We start from the raw sequence: 11406 nt of genomic DNA, 5'->3' as shown, positions 1-11406 counted from the left end.
CTCCTCTCGGGCCTTATCCGTCACTTCGAGCTCAGCCCTCGTCCGGGCCACCGCTCTCCTTGGCCCCGGGGTCACCGGTGTTCTCCGCGGAGCCGGAGCCGTCCTTGGCCTCGGTGCCCTCCTCGGCCGGCTTGACCGTCTGGGCGCCGGGCTGCGGCTCCGCCACCGCCACCCGTGCGGGGCGGATGGTGCGCTCGCCGATCCGGTACCCGGGCTGCAGGATCGCCACGCAGGTCGTCTCCGTGACGTCCGGTGCGTAGGAGTGCATCAGGGCCTCGTGGATCGTCGGGTCGAAGGGCTCGCCCTCCTTGCCGAACTGCTGGAGGCCCATCTTGGCGATGACCGACTCCAGCGACTCCGCGACCGACTTGAAGCCGCCGACGACCTCGCCGTGCTCCCGGGCGCGGCCGATGTCGTCGAGCACGGGAAGCAGCTCGGACAGGAGGTTCGCCACGGCGATCTCCTTGACCGCGACGCGGTCCCGCTCCACCCGGCGGCGGTAGTTCTGGTACTCGGCCTGGAGGCGCTGGAGGTCGGCCGTGCGCTCGTTGAGCGCCGTGCGCGTCTGGTCCAGCTGGGCCACCAGGCCCGCGTTCTCGCTCGCGTCCCCGGCCGGGGCCGCCCCCTCTTCGGAGGCGGCCTGCGGCTCGGCGTCTTCAGGGGCGGCGCCGGAGGGGACGTCGGGCTTCTCGTCGAAACCCGGGGTCTCCTCCGTCACGCGGCACCGTCCTTGCGCTCGTCGTCCACGATCTCGGCGTCGACGACGTCGTCGTCGGCACCCTTGTCACCGGCCTGGGCGCCCGCGCCGGGGGCCTCGCCGCCGGCGGCCTGCGCGCCCTGGGCGTCGGCGTACATCGCCTGGCCCAGCTTCTGCGAGACGGCGGCGACCTTCTCGGTGGCGGTGCGGATCTCGGCCGTGTCCTCGCCCTTGAGCTTCTCCTTCAGCTCGGCGACGGCGGACTCGACCTCGGTCTTCACCTCACCGGGGACCTTTTCCTCGTTGTCCTTGAGGAACTTCTCCGTCTGGTAGACGAGCTGCTCGCCCTGGTTGCGGGACTCGGCGGCCTCGCGGCGGGCGTGGTCCTCCTCCGCGTACTTCTCGGCCTCCTGGCGCATCCGGTCGACCTCGTCCTTCGGCAGCGAGGAGCCGCCGGTGACGGTCATCTTCTGCTCCTTGCCGGTGCCCAGGTCCTTCGCCGTGACGTGCATGATGCCGTTGGCGTCGATGTCGAAGGCGACCTCGATCTGCGGGACGCCGCGCGGCGCCGGCGGCAGACCGGTCAGCTCGAACATGCCGAGCTTCTTGTTGTACGCCGCGATCTCGCGCTCGCCCTGGTAGACCTGGATCTGCACGGAGGGCTGGTTGTCCTCGGCGGTGGTGAAGATCTCCGAACGCTTCGTCGGGATCGTCGTGTTCCGCTCGATCAGCTTGGTCATGATGCCGCCCTTGGTCTCGATGCCGAGGGACAGCGGGGTGACGTCGAGGAGCAGGACGTCCTTGACCTCGCCCTTGAGGACACCGGCCTGCAGGGCGGCGCCGATGGCGACGACCTCGTCCGGGTTGACGCCCTTGTTGGCGTCCTTGCCGCCGGTCAGCTCCTTGACGAGCTCCGCGACGGCGGGCATGCGGGTGGAGCCGCCGACGAGGACGACGTGGTCGATCTCGGACAGCTGGATGCCGGCGTCCTTGATGACGTTGTGGAACGGCGTCTTGCAGCGCTCCAGCAGGTCGGCGGTCAGCTGCTGGAACTGGGCGCGGGTGAGCTTCTCGTCCAGGTGCAGCGGGCCCTCGGCGGAGGCCGTGATGTAGGGCAGGTTGATCGAGGTCTCGGTGGACGAGGACAGCTCGATCTTCGCCTTCTCGGCGGCCTCGCGCAGGCGCTGGAGCGCCATCTTGTCCTTGGAGAGGTCCACGCCGTGGCCGGACTGGAACTGCTTGACCAGGTAGTCGACGACGCGCTGGTCCCAGTCGTCGCCACCGAGGTGGTTGTCACCGTTGGTGGCCTTCACCTCGACGACGCCGTCGCCGATCTCCAGCAGCGAGACGTCGAAGGTACCGCCACCGAGGTCGAAGACGAGGATGATCTGCTCGTCCTTGTCGAGGCCGTACGCCAGCGCGGCGGCGGTCGGCTCGTTGACGATGCGCAGGACGTTCAGGCCCGCGATCTCGCCGGCCTCCTTGGTGGCCTGGCGCTCGGCGTCGTTGAAGTACGCCGGGACGGTGATGACCGCGTCGGTCACCTTCTCGCCCAGGTAGGACTCGGCGTCCCGCTTCAGCTTCTGCAGCACGAAGGCGCTGATCTGCTGCGGGTTGAAGTCCTTGCCGTCCAGGTTGATCTTCCAGTCGGTGCCCATGTGGCGCTTGACCGACCGGATGGTCCTGTCGACGTTCGTGACCGCCTGGCGCTTGGCCACCTCGCCGACCAGCACCTCGCCGTTCTTGGCGAAGGCGACGACGGACGGCGTGGTCCTGGCGCCCTCGGCGTTGGTGATGACGGTGGGCTCGCCGCCCTCCAGAACGCTGACGACGGAGTTAGTCGTGCCCAGGTCGATGCCGACCGCACGTGCCATGGTGAATAACCTCCAGCTGACTTGAGTGGAACAGGCTCAAGTGTGCACGACCCCGCTGGCTGGGTCAACAGAGGTGAGTCAGCTGGACTCAACTCTTATCCATTGCTTACACGCAATGGCGCACTGACCTGCGGTTTTTCGGCACCTCGGGTCTGACGAACCGGAAAAATCGACCGCTGCGGGGCTCTCTGAGGGGACGCGACGCACGGCACCGCGGTTGCCCCTGCCGGGCCCCGGGAAACGGCACGCGCCCGGCGCACCGGCCCGTACACCCGTACGCGCGACAGCGCCGCCACCGCGACGACCGCACCGCCCGCCACCCACAGCACCGCCACCCGGCCGGCCCATCCGGTGTGCACGAGCACGCCCACGAGTACCCCCGAGAACGAGGCCACGCCGAGTACGGCCACCGCGCCCTGCGGGGTCAGCCCGAGCCGGCGCAGCCGGTGGGCGAGATGGTCGGGCCCGCCCCGCAGCAGGGGCCGCCCGGCCAGCCGGCGGGAGAGGAGCACGAGGACGGCGTCGGCGCCCGCCACCGCGGTCAGCGCGAACAGCACCCCCGCGCCCGTACCGGGCTCGTGCCCCGCACGGGTGAAGACGGCCGCCCCCGCCAGCAGGAAGCCCGCGAAGAGCGAACCGCACGCCCCGAGCGCCACCCGCGCGGGGTGCCAGTTGTGCAGCAGGAACCCGGTCAGCGCGGCGGCCAGCACGCTCAGCAGCACCGCGAGCGCGTCCATCACCTCGGCGGCGGCACAGGCGGCGACCCCGAAGGCCGTCACGACCCCCACCGTGCCGACCACCCCGTCGGCGTGGTCGAGCCCCTGGAAGGCGGCGGCGACCAGCGCGATCCAGGCCACGGCGAGCCCTCCGGCCACCGGCCCGGTCACGGCGTACGGCACCACGCACGCCGCCGCCACGGCGCTGCCGGCGACCACCCACCGCCGCCGCAGCCGCCACACGTCGGCGGCGAGGCCGAGCGCGCCGACGGCGACGGCCGCCGTCAGCAGCCGGCCGACCGCCGGGCCGAGCGGCACGACGCCGGTCCACTCCCCCGTCCACGCGACCAGCCCGGTCACGAGGACGACGGCCGCCCCGCCGAGCAGGGGGACGGGCCGTCGGCGGCGCCGGTCGACGAGGGCGAGGCGCAGGGCGGGCGCCCTCAGCAGCCCCGCGAGCAGGGCGGCGAGGAGGAAGGAGGCGGTGGCGGCGGCGATCCCGTAGAGCACGGGGAATAAACTATGCCGAATATCACGAATTGCTATGAATGGCACCCGGGACCGGCGTGGCGCCCGGACGGCCGGCGCGGACGACCGGCCCGACCCGCACGGACGGCGAGCCCGTCGCCCCGGACGCGACCGGGCCGGTCAGGGTTGCCTCAGCGACGCAGATCACCGCACGTCCGACTACAGTGCGGCGGAGGATGGGGGTAGTCTCAGACAGACTGATTAAGTTACCGCTTAGTAATACCGATACCGAGCGGTACTGAGCGCAATACCGCCCCTTCGCAACCTCGCAGGCCCGAGGAGCCCCCAAATGCAACTCGCCGCGATCATTGTGTCGCTGGTCCTGATCGTGGTCGGCGTGGCACTGTTCGGCCGCGCCGTCCTGCAGATCTACAACTCCATGCGGCTGGGCCAGCCCGTACCGGCCGGAACGCGGACCGACGAACCCGTGCAGCGCACCCTCACCGTGGTCCGGGAGTTCCTCGGCCACACCCGGATGAACCGCTGGGGCGTCGTCGGGGTGGCGCACTGGTTCGTGGCGGTGGGCTTCTTCTCCCTGCTGCTGACGATCGTCAACGCCGTCGGCCAGCTCTTCCAGGCCGACTGGATCCTGCCGGTCATCGGCGACTGGGCGCCGTACAACGTCTTCGTCGAGTTCATCGGCACGATGACGGTGCTCGGCATCCTCGCGCTGATCGTCATCCGGCAGCTCAGCCACCCGCGCAAGCCGGGCCGCAAGTCCCGCTTCGGGGGCTCCAACTTCGGCCAGGCGTACTTCGTCGAGGCCGTCATCCTCATCGTCGGCGTCTGCATCTTCATGCTGCACGCCCTCGAAGGCGCGCTGCACCACGTGGACGGCTACGAGGCTTCGTTCTTCATCTCGTACCCGGTCGTCTCCGCCCTCCAGGACCTGGACCTGTCGACCCTCCAGAACCTGGTCTACTTCTTCGCCGGCCTGAAGATCGCGACCTCCTTCATCTGGATGATCACGGTCGCCCTGAAGACCGACATGGGCGTGGCCTGGCACCGCTTCCTGGCCTTCCCGAACATCTGGTTCAAGCGCAACGCCGACGGCGACGTCTCCCTCGGCGCGCTGCTGCCGATGACGTCGGGCGGCAAGCCGATCGACTTCACCGACCCCGGCGAGGACGACGTCTTCGGCGTCTCGCAGGTCGAGCACTTCTCCTGGAAGGGCCTGCTCGACTTCTCCACCTGCACCGAGTGCGGCCGCTGCCAGTCGCAGTGCCCCGCGTGGAACACCGGCAAGCCGCTCTCCCCCAAGCTCCTGATCATGTCCCTGCGCGACCACGCGCACGCCAAGGCCCCCTACCTGCTGGCCGGCGGCGGCAAGACCATGGAGGGCGAGGAGAAGGCGTCCGAGGAGCAGCTGAAGAACGTCCCCGCGGCCGCCCTCGCGGAGGCCGAGCGCCCGCTGATCGGCACCGCCGAGGAGAACGGCGTCATCGACCCGGACGTCCTGTGGTCCTGCACCACCTGCGGCGCCTGCGTCGAGCAGTGCCCCGTCGACATCGAGCACGTCGACCACATCGTCGACATGCGCCGCTACCAGGTCATGATCGAGTCGGCGTTCCCGTCCGAGGCGGGCACGATGCTCAAGAACCTGGAGAAGAAGGGCAACCCCTGGGGCCTGGCGAAGAAGCAGCGCCTGGAGTGGCTCAAGGAGGTCGACTTCGAGGTCCCGGTCGTCGGCAAGGACATCGAGGACCTCACCGAGGTCGAGTACCTGTACTGGGTCGGCTGCGCCGGCGCCCTGGAGGACCGCGCCAAGAAGACCACCAAGGCCTTCGCGGAGCTCCTGCACATGGCGGGCGTCAAGTTCGCCATCATGGGCGGCGACGAGAAGTGCACCGGTGACTCCGCCCGCCGCCTCGGCAACGAGCCCCTGTTCCAGGAGCTCGGCATGGAGAACGTCATGTCCCTCAACGCCGCCTTCGGCGAGGAGATGGACGACGACGGCAAGGTCCTGCCCGAGTCGGCGAAGCCCAGGTCGGCGAAGAAGATCGTCGCCACCTGCCCGCACTGCCTCAACACCCTCGGCAACGAGTACCCACAGCTCGGCGGCGACTACGAGGTCATCCACCACACCCAGCTGCTCCAGCACCTGGTGGACGAGGGCAGGCTCACCCCGGTCACCCCGGTCGAGGGCATCATCACGTACCACGACCCGTGCTACCTGGGCCGCCACAACAAGATCTACACGCCCCCGCGCGAGATCATCGCCTCCGTCCCCGGCGTCCGCAACGAGGAGATGCACCGCCACAAGGAGCGCGGCTTCTGCTGCGGCGCCGGCGGCGCGCGGATGTGGATGGAGGAGCGGATCGGCAAGCGCATCAACAACGAGCGCGTGGACGAGGCCCTGTCGGTCAACCCCGACATCGTCTCGACGGCCTGCCCCTTCTGCCTCGTCATGCTCACCGACTCGGTCAACGGCAAGAAGAACGACGGCAAGGCCAAGGAATCCATCCAGGTCGTCGACGTCGCCCAGCTCCTGCTGGACTCCGTGAAGACCCGGGCCGACCCGGCCGGCGAGGAGGAGACCGAGAACGAGCCGACTCCGGAGCCGGTGAAGTAACCGCGCCCCTCGGTCCGCCACCGACACCCGGCACCCCCAGGTCCCGCCCGGACCTGGGGGTGCCGCCGTATGAGGGAGCCCTCAGGAACCTCCGGGACCTCCGGGACCTCCCGTAGGGGATGTCACAGGTCGGCCGCAAAGGACCCCCCGAACGGCCGGGCCCCGCACGTCACTCTGCGGGACCAGGTACGTTCGAAGGCGTGGCTGGATTCAGGATCGGACGCGGCCGGGACAACGGCGCTCCGCACGCGCGACCGCAAAACCCACCGTACGGACAGCAGGCGCCCCAGGGACCGTCGTACGGCGGTCCCGCGACGCCTCAGCCGCCGTACCCGCAGCAGCCGTACGGAGGTGGCGCCCCCGGCCCCGGCGGCTCACCGTGGCCACAGCCGCACCACGGCGGGCACGGAGGCGGCCACGGCGGCGGTCATGGCGGCGGTCATGGCGAACCGGAGTACTTCGGCGACGGCGGCTACGGCCAGGGCGGCCCGCACGGCGGCCCTGCCCCGCACGACCCCTACGCGGCCAACAACCCGGGCCACACCCAGGCGTTCACGGTCGGCGACGACCCGTACAACCAGGGCGAGACCTACCGCGCCGGCTCCGCCCCGCCGCCCGGCCCGGTCGGCCCGCGCCTGCACTGGAAGGCCCTGCTGAAGGGCGTGATCCTCGCCCCCAACCAGACCTACCTCCAGATGCGGGACTACGCGATGTGGGCGCCCGCGCTCATCGTGACGTTCCTCTACGGGCTGCTGGCCGTCTTCGGCTTCGACAACGCCCGCGAGGAGGCGATCAACGCCACCCTCTCGAACGCGATCCCGATCGTGCTGACGACGGCCGTCGCGATGGTGCTGAGCGCCTTCGTGCTGGGCGTGGTCACCCACACCCTGGCCCGCCAGCTCGGCGGCGACGGCGCGTGGCAGCCGACGGTCGGCCTCTCGATGCTGATCATGTCGCTCACCGACGCCCCGCGCCTGGTCGTCGCGATGTTCGCCGGCGGTGACGCGCCCTTCGTCCAGATCCTCGGCTGGGCCACCTGGATCGCTGGGGGCGCCCTGCTGACCCTCATGGTCAGCCGCTCCCACGACCTGCCCTGGCCGAAGGCGCTCGGCGCGTCCGCGATCCAGCTGATCGCGCTGCTGTCGATCGTGAAGCTCGGTACGTTCTGACGGGGACACATGGTGTGTGAAGGGCCCCCGGCGTCGCGCCGGGGGCCCTTCACACACCATGTGTCCTTCTAGACGCTCAGGCGTCGAGCACCTGCCCGGCCCGCCGCACGACGGGCTCCTGCACGGACCACGGGAAGTTGATCCACTGATCGGTCCGCTTCCACACGTACTCGCACTGGACGAGCGAGTGGGACTTCTCATAGATCACGGCGCTGCGGACCTCGGCGACCGTGTCGAGGCAGAAGTCCCGCACCAGCTTGAGCGTCTTGCCGGTGTCGGCGACGTCGTCGGTGATGAGGACCTTCTTCTCGGAGAAGTCGATGACGTTGGGCACGGGCGCGAGCATGACCGGCATCTCGAGCGTGGTGCCGACGCCGGTGTAGAACTCCACGTTCACGAGGTGGATGTTCTTGCAGTCCAGCGCGTACGCCAGCCCGCCCGCCACGAAGACCCCGCCGCGCGCGATGGACAGCACTATGTCCGGCTCGTACCCGTCGTCGGCGACGGCCTGCGCGAGCTCGCGCACGGCGACCCCGAACTGCTCGTAGGTCAGATTCTCCCGAACATCACTCATGCGCGCGTCCTGCTCATACCTGGGTCCGATGGAAGTTGAGGAAGGACCGGGAGGCGGTCGGCCCCCGCTGTCCCTGGTAACGGGACCCGTACCGCTCGCTCCCGTAGGGGTGCTCGGCGGGCGAGGTGAGCCGGAACATGCACAGCTGCCCGATCTTCATCCCCGGCCACAGCTTGATGGGCAGTGTCGCGAGGTTGCTGAGTTCGAGCGTCACGTGTCCGGAGAAACCCGGGTCGATGAACCCGGCGGTGGAGTGCGTGACGAGCCCGAGCCGCCCGAGCGAGCTCTTCCCCTCCAGCCGCGAGGCGAGGTCGTCGGGCAACGTGACGACCTCGTACGTACTGGCCAGCACGAACTCGCCGGGGTGCAGGATGAACGGCTCGTCCCCCTCCGGCTCCACGAGCCGGGTCAGATCCACCTGCTCGACGGAGGGGTCGATGTGCGGGTACCGGTGATTCTCGAACACCCGGAAGTAGCGGTCGAGGCGCACGTCGATACTCGACGGCTGCACCATGGAGTCGTCGAAGGGTTCGATGCGGACCCGCCCGGCGTCGATCTCGGCCCGGATGTCCTTGTCTGAGAGAAGCACGCACCGAGGATACGCAAGGCGCGCGGAGCAGCGACAACCGCCGCCGCGCCGCGCGCCCGAACCCACTCTGCGTCTGTGCTACCGCTACTACTGCTTGTTACTGCTGCGGCTACCGCTGCTACCGCTGCTACCGCTTCTGCGAACCCACGGGCACGGCACTCCGCAGCCGCGCACAGCGCGGACATCGGACGAGCCGGCCGGGGCCGAGCCGCTCGGCCTGCTGCATCGGGAACGAGGCGGCGGTGAACACGTGCCCATCGGCACAGCGGAGGACGGTGCGATCCATCAAGTCCTTCAAGTCCCTTCCCCAAGAGCCGCGTCTGGCTTGCTACTACCCTGACGACAAAAGCCACAGTACGGGATCAAAGAGACGACTCTCCAGGCGGCACTCCGGGCCCCACGCACACCCTCTGCGGGGCCCCAACGGTACGCCCCAACTCCGCACCCCCGCAGCCGCATCACCGCACCGGAACGACCACTGGCCCCACGGCACGAGCACCGGGGGCCAGCGATGAGGTAGAGTGACGGAGCGTCCAGGCACCGACCTCGGTCGGCGTCTTACGCGGGTGTAGTTTAATGGTAGAACATCAGCTTCCCAAGCTGAGAGCGCGAGTTCGATTCTCGTCACCCGCTCCATGTGAACCCCCAGGCATCGGCCCGGGGGTTTCTTGTTGCCCGGTCCGACACGACCGCCTGAGCTCGTCGGGCTCGGTCGGTGCTACGGGCCGTGCCCGCGGTGTGCGCCGAGTGCCTCGTCCACCCTGCGAGCAGTACCGCAGCGGAGCACCATCGACGGGAAGGCAGCCTCTGGAGGGTCCGTGCAGGATGCGCTGGGTGATGACGTGGGGCGGTGGCCGGCGGGCGAGCCGGATTTCTGGCGGCAGGTCGTCGAGCGGCTGGGCACGGCGCTGCTGGTGCTGGACACAGCCGGACGGGCGGTCGCCGCGAACCCGGCGGCCGAGCGGCTGCTGGGTCGCACCACCGCGGCGATGCGGGGCGCCGACGCGCACGATCTGCTGCACCGGGACGCGGACGGCAACAAGGTGCCGCGCGACCGGTGCCCACTCCTCCACGCGCTGGCCGAGGGGAAGGGGGCGCGCGGGGAGGGGGGCACATATCTGCGGGGCGACGGTCGCCTGCTGGCGGTCTCCTGGTCCGCGTCCCCCTTGACGGAGGACGGCTCCGTCCGGGGCATGGCGCTGCTGTTCACGGATGCCACCGGGGACCGCCGCGTCCACCGGGAGCGAACGGCACGCACGCGCGCGCTGGAGGACCTCAACGAGCGACTGTCCCTGGTCGCCGAGATCACGGACGTCCTGGGGCAGACCCTGGAGACCGACGAGGCACTGGCCCGCCTGGTGCGCCTGCTGGTGCCCCGCCTCGCCGACTGGGCGGCGGTGGACCTCCGGACCGGTTCCGGCGAGGTCCACCGGGTGGCGGTGACCGGCCCCGGAGGACGGGACGCCGGATTCCAGGGCCGGCGCGCACCCGTTGCCGAGGAGGCCGGTGAGGTGGAGCACTCCCCGCTGGGCCGGGCGCTGACCGGTGGTGAATCCGTACTCCAGGAGCGGGTGGGAGCCGTCACCCCGGCCGCCGCACACTCTCCTCTGGCCGCCCTCCACAGGGGCTTCCTGGCAGCGGTGGGCGCGAGCTCCGCCGTCACGGTGCCGCTGGGCACCGAGGGCCGGATCACCGGGGCGCTGACGGTGGTGCGCACCGACCCGGCACATCCCTTCGACGAAGGCGACCTGAAGGCGGTGGGTGACGTCGGCCGCCGGGTCGGCGTGGTCATCGACAACACCCGCCGCTACGGGCGTCAGCGCGCCATCGCCGAGGCCATGCAGCGCAACCTGCTCGCCCCGCTGCCCCGGCCCGGACGCCTCCGGCTGGCCGCCCGCTACCAGCCCGCACCGGCGGGCTCGCAGGTCGGCGGAGACTGGTACGACGCCTTCACGCTGAAGGACGGCGCGCTCGCCCTGGTCATCGGTGACGTCGTGGGCCACGACCTGACCGCGGCGGCCGGCATGGCCCAACTGCACGGCATCCTGCGTTCACTGGCCTGGGACCACACCGGACCGCCCGGTGCCGTCGTCGACCGCCTCGACGCCGCCATGCCGGTCATCACCACCGTCCCGCTGGCCACCCTGATCCTCGCCCGCGTCGAGGGCGACCCCGGCACGGGGCCGTGGAGACTCCGCTGGACCAGTGCGGGACACCCGCCTCCACTGCTCCTCTCGCCGGACGGCACCGCGTGCTACCTGGAAGCCGGCCAAGGACTGCTCCTCGGCACCGGCCCGGTCACCGGCGCGGGCCGGCCCGACGCCACACATCCCCTGGAGCCAGGCTCCACCCTGCTGCTGTACACCGACGGGCTCGTCGAGACGCCGGGCAGCGACCTCGACACGGGCCTGGAGCGGCTGCGTCGGCACGCCCTCGCGCTCGCCCACGAACCGCTGGACACGTTGTGCGGAGACATACTCGCCCACCTGCCGCCCGGCAGCACCGACGACGTGGCCCTGCTCGCCCTGCGCGTGCCGCCGCCGTGAGACGGCGGTGGCGGCCTCCCACCGCTTCTACGGCACCGATGACGGTCCGTCACGCCGCCTTTACGGACTGAGGAGTAGGCTGAGGAGACCGAGGGCATCAGGCGCGCCGGTGGCGGACCGGCTCCACCCTGGTATCCACCG

Annotated in this window: 8 protein-coding genes and 1 tRNA gene; 4 read left to right on the top strand and 5 right to left on the bottom strand. The window is 70.4% G+C overall.

The genetic code is table 11. The features are described from left to right. Nucleotides 1–31: 31 nt before the first annotated feature. The 3 genes from grpE to ACFW47_RS10555 all read right to left on the bottom strand — a co-directional run bounded on the left by grpE (nucleotide 32) and on the right by ACFW47_RS10555 (nucleotide 3797). Entirely contained in the window at nucleotides 32–718 is a 687-nt protein-coding gene (gene grpE / locus ACFW47_RS10565) for a nucleotide exchange factor GrpE (RefSeq protein ID WP_386279821.1), read from the bottom strand. Continuing rightward, nucleotides 715–2571, bottom strand: coding sequence for a molecular chaperone DnaK (dnaK, locus tag ACFW47_RS10560; RefSeq protein ID WP_386279823.1), 1857 nt, complete (start codon nucleotides 2569–2571; stop codon nucleotides 715–717). The genes grpE and dnaK overlap by 4 nt, the downstream gene beginning before the upstream one ends. A 95-nt stretch (nucleotides 2572–2666) precedes the next feature. Further along, entirely contained in the window at nucleotides 2667–3797 is a 1131-nt protein-coding gene (locus ACFW47_RS10555) for an MraY family glycosyltransferase (protein ID WP_386279825.1), read from the bottom strand. Between the two features lie 307 nt (nucleotides 3798–4104). Between ACFW47_RS10555 and ACFW47_RS10550 the strand changes: the two genes are divergently transcribed. Both ACFW47_RS10550 and ACFW47_RS10545 read left to right on the top strand, forming a co-directional pair. Beyond that, nucleotides 4105–6387 carry a (Fe-S)-binding protein gene (locus ACFW47_RS10550; RefSeq protein WP_386305499.1) on the top strand — a complete coding sequence of 761 codons (2283 nt, stop codon included), beginning with the start codon at nucleotides 4105–4107 and terminating at the stop codon, nucleotides 6385–6387. A 119-nt stretch (nucleotides 6388–6506) separates the two neighbouring features. Continuing rightward, nucleotides 6507–7556 carry a Yip1 family protein gene (locus tag ACFW47_RS10545; protein WP_386305498.1) on the top strand — a complete coding sequence of 350 codons (1050 nt, stop codon included), beginning with the start codon at nucleotides 6507–6509 and terminating at the stop codon, nucleotides 7554–7556. 76 nt (nucleotides 7557–7632) lie between these two features. Here ACFW47_RS10545 and ACFW47_RS10540 read toward each other — a convergent pair whose 3' ends face one another. Both ACFW47_RS10540 and dcd read right to left on the bottom strand, forming a co-directional pair. Continuing rightward, nucleotides 7633–8130, bottom strand: a complete 498-nt coding sequence (locus tag ACFW47_RS10540; RefSeq protein WP_043371585.1) for a phosphoribosyltransferase — start codon at nucleotides 8128–8130, stop codon at nucleotides 7633–7635. Between the two features lie 13 nt (nucleotides 8131–8143). Then, a complete protein-coding gene (gene dcd / locus ACFW47_RS10535; protein WP_382718911.1) occupies nucleotides 8144–8719 on the bottom strand; it encodes a dCTP deaminase in 576 nt (191 codons plus the stop codon). Between the two features lie 562 nt (nucleotides 8720–9281). Between dcd and ACFW47_RS10530 the strand changes: the two genes are divergently transcribed. Continuing rightward, nucleotides 9282–9355: transfer RNA gene (locus tag ACFW47_RS10530), tRNA-Gly, on the top strand. Nucleotides 9356–9537: 182 nt separating this feature from the next. Beyond that, complete coding sequence (locus ACFW47_RS10525) at nucleotides 9538–11265, top strand: SpoIIE family protein phosphatase (protein ID WP_386305497.1); 1728 nt, start codon at nucleotides 9538–9540, stop codon at nucleotides 11263–11265. Nucleotides 11266–11406 lie beyond the last annotated feature (141 nt).

The sequence above is a fragment of the Streptomyces sp. NPDC058796 genome, from assembly GCF_042745235.1.
In the GTDB taxonomy this organism is placed as follows: Bacteria; Actinomycetota; Actinomycetes; order Streptomycetales; family Streptomycetaceae; genus Streptomyces.
The sequence above is the reverse complement of the archived record's forward strand: the minus strand, read 5'-3'. Positions and strand labels throughout refer to the sequence as shown.